Consider the following 16,717-nt stretch of genomic DNA (forward strand, 5'->3'; position numbering starts at 1 on the left):
CACCTTGAGGTCCAGTGGCACCGGTAGCACCGGCAGGTCCTTGAGCACCTTGAGGTCCAGTAGCGCCAGTAGCACCTGTGTTACCTTGAACACCTTGAGGTCCAGTAGCGCCAGTAGCCCCCGTGTTACCTTGAACACCTTGAGGTCCAGTGGCACCGGTAGCCCCCGTGTTACCTTGAGCACCTTGAGGTCCAGTAGCGCCAGTAGCCCCCGTGTTACCTTGAACACCTTGAGGTCCAGTGGCACCGGTAGCCCCCGTGTTACCTTGAGCACCTTGAGGTCCAGTGGCACCGGTAGCCCCCGTGTTACCTTGAGCACCTTGAGGTCCAGTGGCACCGGTAGCCCCCGTGTTACCTTGAACACCTTGAGGTCCAGTGGCCCCCGTGTTACCTTGAACACCTTGAGGTCCAGTGGCACCGGTAGCCCCCGTGTTACCTTGAGCACCTTGAGGTCCAGTAGCGCCAGTAGCCCCCGTGTTACCTTGAACACCTTGAGGTCCAGTGGCACCAGTAGCACCTGTGTTACCTTGAGGCCCCTGAGGTCCAGTAGCGCCAGTAGCACCGGCAGGTCCTTGAGCACCTTGAGGTCCAGTGGCACCGGTAGCCCCCGTGTTACCTTGAACACCTTGAGGTCCAGTGGCACCGGTAGCACCGGCAGGTCCTTGAGCACCTTGAGGTCCAGTAGCGCCAGTAGCACCTGTGTTACCTTGAACACCTTGAGGTCCAGTAGCGCCAGTAGCCCCCGTGTTACCTTGAACACCTTGAGGTCCAGTGGCACCAGTAGCGCCTGCTGGTCCAGTAGGTCCGGTAGGTCCTTGGATGAACGAAGCAGAATTAACTAGAGCAGTTTGTAATGCTGCTATTAATTTAAGGAGCTCTTGAAGTGTGCAAGGGTCAATTCGGAATAATTTTGTAATGTATAGTAAATAGTTAATGAGATTTTGAAGCTCAATAAATACAGCGCTTGCTACAAAGGTTGGATTTCTTAATATAGTTATTAAGTTTTTAATAATAGCTAACCCTTGTGCTTTCAGGGAGGAAGTAGCGTCTAGTGAACAAATAAATTTACTTAGTAGGTTCAATGTATCGATTAGATCTTCAATATTTTGGGGAGATGGATTGGCGAAAAGTTTTGGGATTATTTTTGTTAAGTCAATAATAATCGCACGAAATGTTCTAAGTTGAGCTTTAGTAATTGGGATTGATGGAGTATTTGGGATTCGTCCGGCGCTACTTGGAAAGCATGGTTTGGAGAATTTGTTTTGATTGTCGTTATAACGAGACATTAAATCTCTCCTTTCTCACGAAAATGTGAACGAAACTCATCATAGTAGATGCAGAAATTAGTTAAATGGTCATAGTAAAATCGTTTGTTTAAAGAAAAAATAGAAAAAACACCTTACAATAAGGCGTTTTTTCTATTTTCTGCGTATTGATAATATCGCTTTAATGAAATTTTTGATTTGAATCCAGCGAGTTTTATAATTTCTGATTCAGGAGTTTCTTTTTTTATTAAGTTTAAAATATAGGTGTTACGAAAATGTTGTCCTGAAATTCCTTTACGTAAATTGGCTCTAGCCACTTCGAGGCGAATCATTTTTTGTATAGCAATTTCCGTTAATGCCTTTGGTGCATCATTTTCATATACCCACCTGTATGTTCCGCGGTTAAAATCGAATGCGACAAATAATGGATCATCACTATGGTATTTAGGGCGAACTGGTTCTGGGATGCTTTTGTAATAATTATATAGTTGTTTTTTGTCTTCTTTTGCTAATGTAATTGTTCTTTCTACACCTGCGGTTGCTGGGATTGACAATGTGTTAGTTTCAAAGTGAACGTGATGCATTGTTAATGCTGTAAGTTCCTGTAAGGATAAACCGTAGTCGATCAATAGATTTAAAATAGCGATATTGCGAGCCATTAATAAAGGGCGCACAGGAAGTTGTTTTTCTGAAAGTCCTTCTAATGAAGTGACTATATACTTTAATCTTTTTTCTTCATCAGGTGAAATGAAATCTTCGTTACGAAGTGTACGGTCTGGTTGAATGGATATTTCCATATTCTTCAATGGATTAGGGATGTTTAGAAAATGATGCATTCTATTTAGTACAATAAATACACGATGCATCGTTTTTTCTGAGTAATGTCGATTCGTTTTTAAATCGGAAAAGTAATCTTCGTAGTCTTTTGTACAAAGTGTAGCCCATATATTACTGGAAGGGAGCTTTTTGTTTTTTTCTAACCAATGTCCGAAGTCTTCAACGTCATAAACATAACGTTTAATAGTTGAGGGTTTTCGGCCTTTATTCAATAAAAAAATAGAAAAGGCTTGTATTGTATCATGGAATTCCGTTGTCTCCATAGTCCCACCACCTTAATTATTTCTTATATTATAGCAAACTTTTCTGAAAATAGGCATTTACAAGGGGGACAGGAATAATAATATTTGGTGAGTGGATAAAATGAGGTGATTGTATGGAACAATCGATGCGAAAGAAAAACAACAATCAAATTAATATTGTGTTAAACCATCGAAAGAAAATTTCTTTGCCAGCCGCAGAAAATAAAACGGTAATTTCAAATGAAACTGCAATTAAACATGAAATGCTGCAGAGAATTGAAGAAGAGATGGGGAAGCTTGTTGGGATGGATGATATAAAAAAGATAATAAAAGAAATATATGCTTGGATTTATGTGAATAAAAAAAGACAAGAGAAGGGATTGAAGTCTGAGAAGCAAGTACTTCATATGCTGTTTAAAGGGAATCCGGGTACAGGGAAGACAACTGTTGCTAGAATGATAGGAAAATTGCTGTTTGAGATGAATATTCTATCAAAAGGGCACTTGGTTGAAGCTGAACGTGCTGATCTTGTAGGAGAGTACATCGGCCATACAGCTCAAAAAACAAGAGATTTAATAAAAAAAGCAATGGGAGGTATTTTGTTTATTGATGAGGCGTATTCTTTAGCTCGAGGAGGAGAGAAGGATTTTGGAAAAGAAGCAATTGATACGCTTGTAAAACATATGGAAGATAAACAACATGGTTTTGTATTGATTTTAGCTGGATATTCAAGAGAAATGAATCACTTTCTTTCATTAAATCCAGGGCTGCAATCTCGTTTTCCATTTATTATTGAATTTGCGGATTACTCGGTAAATCAGCTATTGGAAATTGGGAAGAGAATGTATGAAGATCGTGAATATCAGTTATCAAAAGAAGCTGAATGGAAATTTAGGGATCATTTACATGCGGTGAAGTATTCGTCGCAAATTACATCGTTTAGTAATGGGCGGTATGTACGGAATATTGTTGAAAAATCAATTCGTACACAGGCGATGCGGTTGTTGCAAGAAGATGCATATGATAAAAATGATTTAATTGGAATATCGAGTATGGATTTGATGCTCGAAGAGGAGACGCACAGTACATAAACTGTGCGTCGATTTCTGTGTATAATTCGTTTACTCTTTTTTGGCTTTTTCTTGGTGTGTTTTATGGAAGTGTTCCATTTTAGCGCTCTTGTCGTGTGCTGAATTAGGATCGTGTCCAAATTGATTTACTGAGCTTTTTTGAGCTCCTTTATTAACGTGGTTTGTCATTTGTATTCACCTCACTTTAAAAATTAGTATAAACATTATATAAAGAAAAAATCGTTAGAAAAGAAAAACCTCTTTACGATATGTAAAGAGGTTAGAGTGCTATTTATGCATTGAACGTTCTTTCGTTTCGATACGTCTGTGCGGTAAATGCCATTTGTAATGAATAGAAACCATGCGGAAGCAAACAATTAAAATGAATAGAATGTAAAGAGCCCAATCGCTAACAATAATTTGAGCTCCAATTAAGAAACCTGCTAAAATTGTCCAAAAGGCATATACTTCAGCTCGAAGAACGAGAGGTTTTCTGCGGGCTAAAAGATCGCGAATGATACCGCCGCCGATACCAGTTAAAACAGCTGCTACAATTGTGGCGCTAATTGGTAAATTTAATTTTTGGGCATATAATGCTCCTTGTACAGCAAATGCCGATAAGCCAATAGCGTCAGTGATATTTTCCCACTTTTTCCAATGTCTAATTAACTTATTTGGAAAAAGAAAAATAATAGTCATTGATAAAAGTGCGATTTGGAATAACATGTCTTGTTGCCAAAACGCGACAATCGGATAACCGATTAATAAATTACGAAGGGCACCTCCCCCAAATGCGGTTGCCATTCCTAAAATATACACCCCGAAAATATCATAATCCTCTTCCATTGCAACAATGGCTCCGCTTAGTGCGAAAGCGATTGTGCCTATGATGCTAAAAATCTCCCATGCCATGAATTTTCTCCCCCGCTAACTAGATGAAATGTGCTTCCTCTGCTATTATATTAGAAGGTTTAAATTTCGAAAAGGATGAGTGGACATATTTGATGAAAGAAAAAGAAAAAGTCATATTAGTAGGCTGTCAATTGCCACAAGATGATGATGAAAAATTTATGCATTCCATGAAAGAGCTTGCATCACTAGCGAAGACTGCACGAGCAGAATTGTTAGTGTCAACAACGCAAAAACGACCAAAGTTTCATCCGGCAACTTACATAGGTAAAGGGAAATTAGAAGAGCTTACAATGTTAACTGAAGAGTTAGAGCCGGATGTTATTGTATTTAATAATGAATTAACGCCGAGTCAAATTCGGAATTTATCCTCAGTATTAGATGCGAGAGTAATTGATCGAACGCAACTAATACTGGATATTTTTGCGCAACGTGCGAAGTCGAGGGAAGGTAAGCTTCAAGTAGAATTAGCTCAGTTGCAATATACAATGCCGCGTCTTATGGGGCAAGGATTGTCCTTATCACGTCTTGGTGGTGGTATTGGAACAAGAGGACCGGGTGAGACGAAATTAGAGACGGATCGTCGTCATATTCGATCGCGTATTGATGAAATAAAGAAACAACTTGCAGTTGTTGTGGAACATCGAAAAAGATATCGTGAGAGAAGAAAAGATAATAAAGTATTTCAAGTGTCATTAATAGGGTATACAAATGCAGGGAAATCGACACTGTTTAATAGATTAACGGAAGCTGATACGTTTGAAGAAAACCTTCTGTTTGCAACATTAGACCCAACGACAAGGAAGATGCCGTTACCTTCTGGTTATACAGTATTACTAACTGATACTGTTGGTTTTATACAAGATTTACCCACTTCATTAATCGCTGCATTTCGTTCAACACTGGAAGAAGCGGGGGAAGCAGATGTCATTTTACATGTAGTTGATTCCGCGGATCCTAACTACATAGGGCATGAAAAAACAGTAAAAAGATTATTATCAGAACTTGAAATTAACCATATTCCTGTTATTACGTTATATAATAAAAAAGATGAATTACATCAAAACTTTATTCCGTTTCCGAAAAGTGATTTCTTAATGACTAGTGCTTTTGAAGAAAGTGATTTATTGCGTATAAAAGAAGCGATAGAAACGAAGATGAAGAAAGAAATGGATCGTTATCGAGTGGAAATCCCTCCGAGTGAAGGTAAGTTGTTAACGCTTTTAAAGACGGAAACTCTATTAGCAAAGATGGAGTTTCTAGAAGATAAATTTGTATATGATTGTGCAGGGTATATTTTTGCTCATTCATCACTTAATGTGCAATTAAAGAGATTTTTAGTGGAAGAAGGAGACAATAAAAATGTTTGATCGTTTGAAAAATGGAGAAAAAATTGCTCCAATCGTAAAAGAAGTAGAGAGTCAGATTACAGAAGTACATAAACGTGCGGATGAAGTAATTGAAAGCAATCAGTTTCGTGTATTAGAAAGTTTTCGTAAACATAAAATTAGTGACTCGCATTTTATCCCGACAACAGGTTATGGTTATGATGATATTGGCCGTGATACGTTAGAAAAAGTATATGCTGATGTATTTGGGGCGGAAGCTGGACTTGTTCGTCCGCAAATTATTTCAGGTACTCACGCTATCTCTACAGCGTTATTTGGTATTTTACGCCCCGGAGATGAGTTATTGTATATCACTGGGAAACCGTATGATACGTTAGAAGAAATTGTTGGTGTACGTGGGAAAGGTGTAGGTTCATTTAAAGAATATAATATCGGTTACAATGCAGTTCCGCTAACTGAAGCTGGGCTTGTTGATTTTGAGGCTGTTGCAGCAGCGATTCATAATAATACGAAAATGATCGGTATTCAGCGCTCGAAAGGTTATGCTACTCGTCCGTCGTTTACTATTTCTCAAATTAAAGAGATGATCGCGTTTGTTAAAGAAATTAAACCTGATGTTGTTGTGTTTGTAGATAACTGTTATGGCGAGTTTATTGAAGAGCAAGAGCCATGTCATGTTGGTGCAGATTTAATGGCGGGTTCGCTTATTAAAAACCCGGGCGGCGGAATTGTTAAAACTGGTGGTTATATTGTCGGGAAAGAACAGTATGTTGAAGCGTGTGCATATCGTTTAACATCTCCGGGAATTGGCGCTGAAGCTGGAGCGTCTTTATACAGTCTGCAAGAAATGTATCAAGGGTTCTTCTTAGCGCCACATGTTGCAGGACAAGCGCTGAAAGGTGCAATTTTTACAGCTGCGTTTTTAGAAAAGTTAGGAATGAACACGTCACCAGCGTGGAATGCACCAAGAACAGACTTAATTCAATCTGTTCAATTTGATGATAAAGACCGTATGATTGCCTTCTGCCAAGCGATTCAATATGCATCTCCAATTAATTCGCATTTTACTCCGTATGCAAACTATATGCCAGGTTATGAAGATGATGTAATTATGGCTGCGGGAACATTTATTCAAGGTGCAAGTATTGAATTGTCTGCTGATGGTCCAATTAGACCGCCATATGTTGCGTATGTGCAAGGTGGCTTAACGTATTCGCATGTTAAAATTGCGATTTGTTCTGCGATTGACGAATTGATTGAAAAGAATTTATTAACAATTTCTTAAAGGGAAGCTGTCGATTTCGGCAGCTTTTTTCGTATAAAAGTAATGATTTATGCGATTAGAAAAAAGAGTGAAAAAATTCATGAAAAAATTTATAAAAAATCATGTAAGAAAAGCTAACATCTATTGACACTAAACATAACATAGTATAAAATGAGAAGCAGTTAAGGCGAAGGAGGAACTGAAAAATGAAAGAAGATAGACGTTCTGCCCCGCTGTTTCCTATTGGTATTGTTATGGATTTAACACAATTGTCTGCACGTCAAATTCGCTACTATGAAGAGCATAATCTTGTTTCTCCAACCCGTACAAAGGGGAATCGTAGATTATTTTCATTTAACGATGTAGATAAGTTGTTAGAAATTAAAGATTTGTTAGATCAAGGCTTGAATATGGCTGGTATTAAACAAGTGTTACTAATGAAAGAAAATCAAACAGAAGCAGTGAAAGTAAAAGAAGAAACGAAAGAAATTTCAAAAACTGAGCTTCGCAAAATACTTCGAGACGAACTACAACATACAGGTAGATTCAATCGAACTTCATTGCGACAAGGTGACATTTCAAGATTTTTTCACTAAAGATAACTGATTCTGAAGGCGATTAGAGGGACTAAGGAGGAATTTATAATGTCTAGATACACAAAAGAAGATATTTTCCGTTTGGCGAAAGAAGAGAATGTAAAGTATATCCGTTTACAATTTACGGACCTTTTAGGGGTAATTAAAAACGTAGAGATTCCAGTGAGACAATTAACGAAAGCTCTTGATAACAAAATGATGTTTGATGGATCTTCGATTGAAGGTTTCGTACGTATTGAAGAATCTGATATGTATTTATATCCTGATTTAGACACTTGGGTAATTTTCCCTTGGACAGCTGAAAAAGGTAAAGTAGCTCGACTAATCTGTGATATTTACAATGCAGATGGCACTCCATTTGATGGAGACCCACGTAACAACTTAAAACGTGTGTTAAAAGAAATGGAAGCTTTAGGATTTTCAGACTTCAATCTTGGACCAGAGCCAGAATTCTTCCTATTTAAGGTTGATGAAAAAGGAAATCCAACATTAGAACTAAACGATAACGGTGGATACTTCGACCTTGCGCCGATGGATCTAGGGGAAAACTGTCGTCGTGATATCGTTCTTGAACTTGAAGAAATGGGATTTGAAATTGAAGCATCTCACCATGAGGTTGCTCCAGGGCAGCACGAAATTGACTTTAAATATGCAAATGCAATTCGCTCATGTGATGACATTCAAACATTCAAACTTGTTGTAAAAACAATTGCTCGTAAACATGGTTTACACGCAACGTTTATGCCAAAACCACTATACGGTGTGAACGGTTCAGGTATGCACTGTAACTTATCATTATTTAAAAATGGTGAGAACGTATTCTTTGATGCAAACGGTGACTTACAGTTAAGTGATGATGCTCGTCACTTCATCGCAGGTATTTTAAAACATGCACCAGCATTTACAGCGATAGCAAACCCAACTGTAAACTCATACAAACGTCTAGTACCTGGATATGAAGCGCCTTGTTACGTAGCATGGTCTGCACAAAACCGTAGCCCGTTAGTACGTATCCCTGCATCTCGTGGTATTAGTACACGCGTAGAAGTACGTAGTGTTGACCCAGCTGCAAACCCATATTTAGTAATGGCTACATTATTAGCTGCAGGTCTTGATGGAATTAAAAACAAATTAACTCCACCAGCAGCAGTAGATCGTAACATCTATGTAATGACAAAAGAAGAGCGCGAAGAAGCAGGTATTGTTGACTTACCAGCAACATTAGCGCAAGCATTAGTTACATTACAATCTAATGAAGTAGTATGCGGTGCACTAGGAGAACACTTACTTGAGCACTTCATCGAAGCGAAAGAGATTGAGTGGGATATCTTTAGAACGCAAGTTCACCAATGGGAACGCGATCAATATATGTCTCTATACTAAGAGGATTGAACCCTTGATACAACTCGTATCAAGGGTTTTTTAATTCCCAATTATTACACTTTTATGTGGTTATAAAATGAAAAACAGCCACATAAAAGCCACGAATTAATAACAAGTAGTGATATCATAGAAAAACATTATCAGATAAACGTAAGTTTTATATAATTTGTGAAATAAAAAAGCCTTGATACTACGGTATCAGGGCTTTTTTAGTGAAGTTATTGGATATATTAACTATTAGATAATGGATTGTTTTTGGTTATTTTAAATCATGTTACTAAGAAAATCTTTTCAAAAGAATTGATTTTATCTTTTTTTAAATCACTTGTGCTATAACTTAATAATTCTTTACTGCCTGTACAACGCGACCAATGATTTTTACATCTTCAGCTGAAAGGTCGTAAGTTTTTGGTTCGTGGATAGGGTCATTACTCAATGGTATTAAAGTAATGATGCTTCCAGATTTTGAAATCTTTTTCACGGTAGCATCATAACCATTGACTTTTACAACAGCAATTTGTCCGTTTTCAACATAAGGAGTTTCCTCTACTAAAACATAAGAACCATCAGGGAATTCGAGATTCATGCTAGTGCCTTTTACAGTAAGATAAAAATACTTTTTACGCTTGTTTAAAAATGTACTTAGCATGGGTAAATAGCCTTCGATATTTTCTTCAGCGAGTATTGGTGTACCGGCTGCTACAGAACCAATGATAGGAATGTAAATAATGTTTGATTGATCGTTTTGGATGGTTTCATAAATAGAAACTTCTTCTTTAACAGTATTGCCCTCTTGTGTTGCGAGTCTTTCTAAATCATCAGTAGTGATTCCTAATCCCTTACAAACTTTTATGACATTATCAACAGATGCTTTACCAATCCCTCTTGATAACATGGATTGCAGTGTTGTGGGGGGGAGACCTATTTTTTCGGCGAAGGCTCTTTTACTATAGCCAGCTTCTTTTATTAGGCGTGTTACAACCTCTGCTTTTTTCATTACTTTCACCATCTTTCGTATTAAAATGTATACGATATTGCGTATTCCTGTATATATCATAACCTAACTAAATTTGTTAGTAAATAGAACAATATACGAAATTGAGTATTTAAATGCGTTTTTTTGTTGACTAAATACGAAATTGAGTTTATATTTAAATGGAAATGAACGCAATATCGTACAAAAAACAGGTGGTGAGTCAATGTATCCGAATTTGCGTGCAGAGATGGCGAGAAAAAGAATTATGATTACACAAATTTCTTCGCATCTGAAACTTCGCCACGCAACAGTGAGCGACAAAATAAATGGTAAATTTCGTTTTTATTATGATGAAGCTTTTGAAATTAAGAAAACTTTTTTTCCAGAACATAGTTTGGAATATCTTTTTGAATTTGAAGAAAACGAAGCGAATTGAAATTGGAGGAGATTTACTTAAAATGTAATGCTATAACCGAATTATTGAATGATAATTTAATAAGAGGGTTCATATCAAAGTATTTAATTTAAATTACGATAATTAGTTAATCTGTAAAAAGAAAGTAACGAATTATGTGTAGTGCTAAATTATCTCAATGCAATAAAGATAGTTCAAAATTAGTAGTGAGGAGGAGATGAGGATGGGGCAATTAACTGACTCATCAGTACATAGTTCATTAGTATTTGAAGTTAATGGAAAAGTAGTAACGGATAGTTTGGTAATTGCGAAGATATTCAAAAAAAATCACTTCGACGTTTTGAAGGAAGTTCGAAAACAAATTGTATATGTAGGTGAAGAGTTTGGGGGAGAAAATTTTCACGAGTCCACTTATGTTAATTCAAAGAACAGGCGAACCTCTAAATATGATTTAACAGAAGAAGCATTCACGTTACTTGTTATGGGATATAACAGTAGAGAAGCGGTTGGAATGAAAATTAAATTTATGAAAGAGTTCAAACGAATGAAGCAGTATATACAAAATCAACAAAATGTGCCAAAGGATCCAATGGGGGTTTTAAAGTTAACATTTGCTGCGTTAGAAGGACATACTCAGGAGATACAAGAAATAAAGTCTGAGGTGAAGGGGTTGCGAGAAAATACTCCGCTTTATGCTATCGAGTGTGAAGAGATAACAAGGGCTGTAAAAAGGTTAGGTATTATGTTATTGGGAGGTAAAAATTCAAATTCTTATCAGGATATCGGTCTTAGAAGGAAGTTATATAGAGATATTTATAGTCAGTTACATCGGGAATTTGGTGTGAATAGTTATAAAGCTATTAAACGTTATCATTTGGATAGAGCAATACAAATTATTAATGAAGAATATTCAATTCCAACTGTTTTAAATGAAGAAATTACAGTTAAAAACTCACAAATAAATATGGCAGACATTCAGTAGGAGGAAAGAACATGCAAAGAAAGATTTTAGTAATTACTAGTAGTTTAGCAGGGTTACCAACTGTCAGTGAATTTAAAACAAAAGAAGATGCAAAAGAGCAGGTTAGAAAGCTTATTCAAAAAGGAATGAGTCAAAATGTGATTCGTATAACACAAGAAATTCCTATGAATATCGAAATTCAAGTGGATGTTGAATTTGAGGAATAAGAGAGGTTTAGAAGAAAATAGATATGGATAGCATGATTGTTTTGAATGAATGCATAAGAAAAGAATCCGTTGCAGCGGATTCTATAAGAAAAAATATCTCTAGATAAGTATAACATTGAATACCGTTTTTGAGAATTTATGAGGTGGCTAGTATGGGGATTATTCGAGTGAAAAAAGATAGTAATTATTCCGTTATAAATAATACTGGTTTAAAAGATGAAAGGTTGTCATGGAAAGCGAAAGGGATCTTAGCCTATGCGCTTACATTACCAGACGATTGGACTTTTCATATTAGCGAATTAGCTCGACATGCTAAGGATGGAGAAGATTCGCTCCGTACAGGTTTTAAGGAATTAAAAGAATTAGGTTATGTAAAACGTTATCCTGTTCGTGACGGGAATACGAAAAAAATTACAAAGTGGGATACGGAAATTTACGAAACGCCACAAAGGAACATGCCACAAGTGGAAAACCAAGATGTGGTAAAGCCATATGTGGAAAATCAGAAACTACTAAATACTAATAGACTAACTACTAATAAACGAAATACAAATATACAAAATACTAATCATTATGATGATATGGATAAATTAGAATCTCGTGTATTCATCAATGAGAGGGTTAAAGTAAGTTGTAACTTTATTAAGGGGATGGGCATTCCGTTAAGTGAAATTGCAATTGCAGAGTTGGGGGATTTTTGTAATTTGTTTAGTGATGAGTTAATTCAGCATGCAATTAATAAAGCTGTTGATGAGAATGCACCAAGATGGAACTACATTAAGGCTATATTGAGGAATTGGAAGGAGCAAGAAGTTAAAACATTAGTTGATGTGGCCATACTAGATAGGTGTTTCGAAATGAGTAAGAAAAAGAAATATAAAGGGACAGGTAGGAAGTATTCAAATAGAAAAGAGATTGTACCCAATTGGTTATATAAAGATGATGAATCAACAAATCTAGAAGAGGAAAGAAAAACTGTACAGTCTATTGATGAAGAGCGTGAGAGATTACAAGAAGTGTTAAATAAATATAAGTCATAAGGAAAACCGTTAGATGATTTTGTTATTTTAAAATATATTATCTTAATAAAATAATAATGCATTTATATTCTTCAAAGATTCCAGATGCATAGTGAACAGTATTATAAAAATAGTAGTGAATGCTTGGATCAAGTATGAACGATTTGTAATTTCAGTTTATTTCTTAAATTTCTATGGAGACTGTTAGAAGTCTTTTCAATAGGATTCAGGAATTAATTAAAAATATCGAAATTCTAAAGATAATGAACTGATCAATAGAGGATAAAAAATGTTAGGGAAGGGTTGTGTTTATAAAATGAAAGATGATTTACAAGTAATAAAGATTGAAAAAGCTAATAAGCATATTCATTCTATTAAATTAGTATTAAGAGACTTTGTAAAAGGAATGGAAGTGGGTGAATCAGTAAGTGTTCGAGTGGCTCAAAGATTATAAGAAGTTAGAAGAAGAAATTGCTTATTTAGAATACAACTTAGACAAATCAAAAGCCGAATTGAAGCGTTGGATTAGCGGTGATTTGCAAAATGTACGATTAACCGCTGAATCGGAAGGGGCTAAGGTAGAAGGACGGATTGAGGCAATTGAATATGAATTAGCTTATAAGATGAATGAAGAGTATGATTTAAGGCTTTTGATTAATAAGTTTACAGGACTGGATCATCAAATACTTAAAATGAAATATGTTGATGGGATGACTTTAGAACAAATTGCGTTTGAATTACATTATAGTACAGGCTATATACGCCGAAAACACGCTGAAATAAGGAAGATTGTCAAGTTTTTAGATGGATTTTAGTGTTACCTTTTTGTAGGATACATGCAGTGTACAGAAAGTATTGAAAAAGTGATTTATAGTAGTAATATAAGATTTCGACGAAAGGGCAACTATTTTTATGGTTGCTCTTTTTGTTGTGAAAGAAGGTGAGTAACATGAAGTGATTTGATGGATTAATGGGTCTTTAGCTTCTAGTTATATTTAGTAAAGTAGTAGTTTTACGGGCGAAAATAATAGAAAAATAAGGAGATGTTTAATGATGAGTTTATTAGCTGCTTCAGTTAAAACAAAGAATCTGCCACAACAAGTGTTACGTTGGCAATCAATGGTAGAAAGTGAATGTTCAGCACAAGGTGTGTCTGAATTAGTTCCCTATGTACTTGGGATTATTATGGTGGAGAGTGGAGGAAACTCTGAAACAACACCTGATATTATGCAGTCCAGTGAATCACAAGGTTGGGTGATGAATACAATTAAAAATCCTAAAGATTCAATTTATTATGGAGTAAAGCATCTAAAAGGAGCTTTTGATGATGCAAAGAAAAATGGCATTACAGATTTAAGTGCCATTGTTCAATCATATAATTTTGGACGAGCTTACCTTCGCTGGTTAGCTTCTAACAATAAACAACATTCATTACCGGTGGCAGATCAGTATTCTAAAACGGTTGTTGCGCCATCACTTGGAAATACGACTGGTGCTATGGTGAAATATAGTAACCCTATCGCTGTTGCTTACAATGGTGGCTATCGATATAAAAATGGAGGGAATTTCTTCTACTCTGAAATTGTTAAGCAATATGTGGATTTTGATGGAGGAAATGGTGGCGGTGATAATAAGCCATTACAACCAAAAGGACTAGGAATTGCAACGTCTAAATACCCAGAAGGATCGGGTATCAATTTATATAGTGGTCCTGGAAAAGATGCTTGGTTCACAGGTAATGTCATTAATACAAAAATGCCATATTTAATTATAGATGCTGCTTGGTATGGTGGAAATGAAAAAATGTTGTGCCTAGGTTGGGAAGCCTGGGCAAAAGAAGAACACTTTGAAGTGCAGTGGTTCCACGCTTACTCAAAATATCCAGCAGGTTATGGTATTAACACATATGATGGTCCAAATGGAAATTATAAAGGAAATGTGGATGGATCTTATCCATATGGTGTTTTTGCGAGAAAAGATGGTTACATTGATATTGGACAAAACACATGGGTAAAAGAAGAACATTTTAATGTAAGGTAATAACAAAGGATCTCTTTTTCTTTGATTATAAATATTAAATTTGAACATTAAGAAAAAATCTTATAAAAGGTGCTTTTTTAAGTGCCTTTTTATATTACTTATAAATAGAAAGGAAGATTATTATGGCAAAATTTATTTATCCAACAGATACAACGAGAGTAACAAGTGGTTTTAGGGGGAGCAGACCAGATCATCATGGGATAGACCTTGCTGAATCGGGCTATCATCCAATTTATGCAGCGGCTAGCGGACGAGTTAGTCGTTCTTATGTTTCATCCAGTTATGGTGAATGTATTATGATTGTGCACACTATTGATGGGATTACATGGGAAACGGTATATGCCCATATGCGTAGTGGTTCTCGAACAGTAAAAGAAGGTGATTCTGTTACACAAGGACAAACTATTGGGATTATGGGAAACACAGGGGATTCTAGTGGTCAACACTTGCATTTTGAATTGCATAAAGGGTCTTGGAACGTTAATAAGAGTAATGCTGTGAATCCATTAGATTACTTAGGAAAAGGAGAAGGTGGTGGTACAACTGATCCTTCTAATAAACCACTACAACCAAAAGGATTAGGAATTGCAACGTCTAAATACCCAGAAGGATCGGGTATCAATTTATATAGTGGCCCTGGAAAAGATGCTTGGTTCACAGGTAATGTCATTAATACAAAAATGCCATATTTAATTATAGATGCTGCTTGGTATGGTGGAAATGAAAAAATGTTGTGCCTAGGTTGGGAAGCATGGGCGAAAGAAGAGCACTTTGAAGTAGAGTGGTTTCATGCTTATTCAAAATATCCAGCAGGTTATGGCATTAACACATATGACGGTCCAAATGGAAATTATAAAGGAAATGTAGATGGATCTTATCCATATGGAATTTTTGCAAGAAAAGATGGTTATATCGATATTGGACAAAATACATGGGTACAAGAAGAGCATTTTAATGTAAGATAATATCTTTAAATCTGCACGTATTAAGTAGAATGAAAAAAACTTGTTATCATACCTCTTGAGATGAGAGTAATATCTGTAAAATGCTGGGCGGAATATAGAGTGGAAGTTTTGAAAGAGCAACTGATGTAAAAGGTTGCTCTTTTTCCTTTTTGAATATGAGGATTATAACCCATTATATAAAATGCGGCATGTATGAGCATTTAATTTCTAGATGGACTTAATAATTCAATGGAATTTTACATGATAAAAAATAAAAGAAAAAGGAGATGTTCAGTAATGGAAATTAGAAGAAAATTAGTGGATCAAAGTAAATATAGTATAAAGTGTCCCAATACAATGACACCAGAATTCATTACAGTACATAATACGTACAATGATGCATCAGCAGAAAATGAGATATCGTATATGATTGGAAATAATAATTCAGTGTCGTTTCATGTTGCAGTAGACGACAAAGAAGCAGTGCAAGGTATTCCGTTTGATCGTAATGCTTGGCATGCCGGTGATGGTAACGGGAATGGTAATCGTAAATCTATCGGGGTTGAAATTTGTTACTCTTTAAGCGGTGGAGATAGATATTATAAAGCAGAAGATAATGCAGCAATTGTTATTGCTCAGCTAATGAAACAATTCAATATACTGATTAGTAACGTACGTACACATAAATCGTGGAGTGGAAAGCATTGCCCACACCGAATGCTCGATGAAGGAAGATTGGATCAATTCATTGAGAAGATAAACAAAGCATTTAACAAAGATAATAATAAACCACTACAACCAAAAGGACTAGGAATTGCAACGTCTAAATACCCAGAAGGATGGGGCATCAATTTATATAGTGGCCCTGGAAAAGATGCTTGGTTCACAGGTAATGTCATTAATACAAAAATGCCATATTTAATTATAGATGCTGCTTGGTATGGTGGGAATGAAAAAATGTTGTGCCTAGGTTGGGAAGCGTGGGCGAAAGAAGAACATTTTGAAGTAGAGTGGTTCCATGCTTACTCAAAATATCCAGCAGGTTATGGTATTAACACATATGATGGTCCGAATGGAAAGTATAAAGGAAACGTAGATGGATCTTATCCATATGGAATTTTTGCAAGAAAAGATGGTTATATCGATATTGGGCAAAACACATGGGTAAAAGAAGAACATTTTAATGTGAGATAAGGATATGAGAGTAGGATCACTCGTATG

At 36.1% G+C, this 16,717-nt stretch carries 19 protein-coding genes; 14 read left to right on the top strand and 5 right to left on the bottom strand.

Annotated elements, in window-relative coordinates; all coding sequences use genetic code 11:
* Both ACTFRH_RS10450 and ACTFRH_RS10455 read right to left on the bottom strand, forming a co-directional pair.
* Nucleotides 1-1,285 (bottom strand): collagen-like repeat preface domain-containing protein (locus tag ACTFRH_RS10450; protein ID WP_440049322.1); only part of this gene is annotated, 1,285 nt, incomplete at its 3' end.
* 113 nt (nt 1,286-1,398) lie between these two features.
* On the bottom strand, nt 1,399-2,364 hold the full coding sequence (locus ACTFRH_RS10455) for a tyrosine-type recombinase/integrase (RefSeq protein WP_000450324.1): 966 nt from the start codon (nt 2,362-2,364) through the stop codon (nt 1,399-1,401).
* Nucleotides 2,365-2,477: 113 nt separating this feature from the next.
* Between ACTFRH_RS10455 and spoVK the strand changes: the two genes are divergently transcribed.
* The gene (spoVK, locus tag ACTFRH_RS10460; RefSeq protein WP_000438174.1) at nt 2,478-3,434 is read left to right on the top strand and encodes a stage V sporulation protein K; all 957 of its coding nucleotides are present in this window, start codon (nt 2,478-2,480) and stop codon (nt 3,432-3,434) included.
* A gap of 30 nt (nt 3,435-3,464) precedes the next feature.
* Here the strand turns inward: spoVK and ACTFRH_RS10465 are convergent, their stop codons facing one another.
* Together ACTFRH_RS10465 and ACTFRH_RS10470 are read right to left on the bottom strand one after the other, a co-directional pair.
* The gene (locus ACTFRH_RS10465; protein ID WP_000181499.1) at nt 3,465-3,602 is read right to left on the bottom strand and encodes a hypothetical protein; all 138 of its coding nucleotides are present in this window, start codon (nt 3,600-3,602) and stop codon (nt 3,465-3,467) included.
* A 99-nt stretch (nt 3,603-3,701) separates the two neighbouring features.
* Nucleotides 3,702-4,325, bottom strand: coding sequence for a trimeric intracellular cation channel family protein (locus tag ACTFRH_RS10470; protein WP_000312267.1), 624 nt, complete (start codon nt 4,323-4,325; stop codon nt 3,702-3,704).
* A 92-nt stretch (nt 4,326-4,417) separates the two neighbouring features.
* Between ACTFRH_RS10470 and hflX the strand changes: the two genes are divergently transcribed.
* The 4 genes from hflX (at nt 4,418) to glnA (ending at nt 8,914) form a co-directional block, all read left to right on the top strand.
* Nucleotides 4,418-5,692: a GTPase HflX gene (hflX, locus tag ACTFRH_RS10475; RefSeq protein WP_000659560.1), complete on the top strand. Its 1,275-nt coding sequence runs from the start codon at nt 4,418-4,420 to the stop codon at nt 5,690-5,692.
* The gene (locus tag ACTFRH_RS10480; RefSeq protein ID WP_000460290.1) at nt 5,685-6,956 is read left to right on the top strand and encodes a methionine gamma-lyase family protein; all 1,272 of its coding nucleotides are present in this window, start codon (nt 5,685-5,687) and stop codon (nt 6,954-6,956) included. Before hflX ends, ACTFRH_RS10480 begins: the two co-directional genes overlap by 8 nt.
* A gap of 185 nt (nt 6,957-7,141) precedes the next feature.
* Nucleotides 7,142-7,531 carry a transcriptional repressor GlnR gene (gene glnR, locus ACTFRH_RS10485; protein WP_000656783.1) on the top strand — a complete coding sequence of 130 codons (390 nt, stop codon included), beginning with the start codon at nt 7,142-7,144 and terminating at the stop codon, nt 7,529-7,531.
* A 48-nt stretch (nt 7,532-7,579) separates the two neighbouring features.
* On the top strand, nt 7,580-8,914 hold the full coding sequence (gene glnA / locus ACTFRH_RS10490; protein WP_000092763.1) for a type I glutamate--ammonia ligase: 1,335 nt from the start codon (nt 7,580-7,582) through the stop codon (nt 8,912-8,914).
* 337 nt (nt 8,915-9,251) lie between these two features.
* Here glnA and ACTFRH_RS10495 read toward each other — a convergent pair whose 3' ends face one another.
* Nucleotides 9,252-9,911, bottom strand: a complete 660-nt coding sequence (locus ACTFRH_RS10495; RefSeq protein WP_000708857.1) for a LexA family protein — start codon at nt 9,909-9,911, stop codon at nt 9,252-9,254.
* Nucleotides 9,912-10,113: 202 nt separating this feature from the next.
* Here ACTFRH_RS10495 and ACTFRH_RS10500 point away from each other — a divergent pair, with 202 nt between their 5' ends.
* The 9 genes from ACTFRH_RS10500 to ACTFRH_RS10540 all read left to right on the top strand — a co-directional run bounded on the left by ACTFRH_RS10500 (nt 10,114) and on the right by ACTFRH_RS10540 (nt 16,690).
* A complete protein-coding gene (locus tag ACTFRH_RS10500) occupies nt 10,114-10,326 on the top strand; it encodes a hypothetical protein (RefSeq protein ID WP_000283431.1) in 213 nt (70 codons plus the stop codon).
* A gap of 202 nt (nt 10,327-10,528) precedes the next feature.
* Nucleotides 10,529-11,287 carry a phage regulatory protein gene (locus ACTFRH_RS10505; RefSeq protein WP_000531300.1) on the top strand — a complete coding sequence of 253 codons (759 nt, stop codon included), beginning with the start codon at nt 10,529-10,531 and terminating at the stop codon, nt 11,285-11,287.
* An 11-nt stretch (nt 11,288-11,298) separates the two neighbouring features.
* Nucleotides 11,299-11,493 (top strand): hypothetical protein, encoded by a 195-nt coding sequence (locus ACTFRH_RS10510; protein WP_001189064.1) that lies wholly within the window; start codon nt 11,299-11,301, stop codon nt 11,491-11,493.
* Nucleotides 11,494-11,645: 152 nt separating this feature from the next.
* Nucleotides 11,646-12,533 carry a DnaD domain protein gene (locus tag ACTFRH_RS10515; RefSeq protein WP_000511418.1) on the top strand — a complete coding sequence of 296 codons (888 nt, stop codon included), beginning with the start codon at nt 11,646-11,648 and terminating at the stop codon, nt 12,531-12,533.
* A 295-nt stretch (nt 12,534-12,828) separates the two neighbouring features.
* Entirely contained in the window at nt 12,829-12,966 is a 138-nt protein-coding gene (locus tag ACTFRH_RS10520) for a hypothetical protein (RefSeq protein ID WP_003302329.1), read from the top strand.
* The gene (locus ACTFRH_RS10525) at nt 12,941-13,327 is read left to right on the top strand and encodes a DUF1492 domain-containing protein (RefSeq protein WP_000464427.1); all 387 of its coding nucleotides are present in this window, start codon (nt 12,941-12,943) and stop codon (nt 13,325-13,327) included. Before ACTFRH_RS10520 ends, ACTFRH_RS10525 begins: the two co-directional genes overlap by 26 nt.
* Nucleotides 13,328-13,565: 238 nt before the next feature.
* The gene (locus ACTFRH_RS10530; protein WP_046946496.1) at nt 13,566-14,552 is read left to right on the top strand and encodes a lysozyme family protein; all 987 of its coding nucleotides are present in this window, start codon (nt 13,566-13,568) and stop codon (nt 14,550-14,552) included.
* 122 nt (nt 14,553-14,674) lie between these two features.
* Nucleotides 14,675-15,517, top strand: a complete 843-nt coding sequence (locus ACTFRH_RS10535; RefSeq protein ID WP_001051373.1) for a M23 family metallopeptidase — start codon at nt 14,675-14,677, stop codon at nt 15,515-15,517.
* A gap of 276 nt (nt 15,518-15,793) precedes the next feature.
* Nucleotides 15,794-16,690, top strand: coding sequence for a peptidoglycan recognition protein family protein (locus ACTFRH_RS10540; protein WP_000405940.1), 897 nt, complete (start codon nt 15,794-15,796; stop codon nt 16,688-16,690).
* The last annotated feature ends 27 nt before the right edge of the window (nt 16,691-16,717 follow it).

The sequence above is a fragment of the Bacillus cereus group sp. MYBK216-1 genome, from assembly GCF_051916495.1.
Taxonomy (GTDB): Bacteria; Bacillota; Bacilli; order Bacillales; family Bacillaceae_G; genus Bacillus_A; species Bacillus_A thuringiensis_K.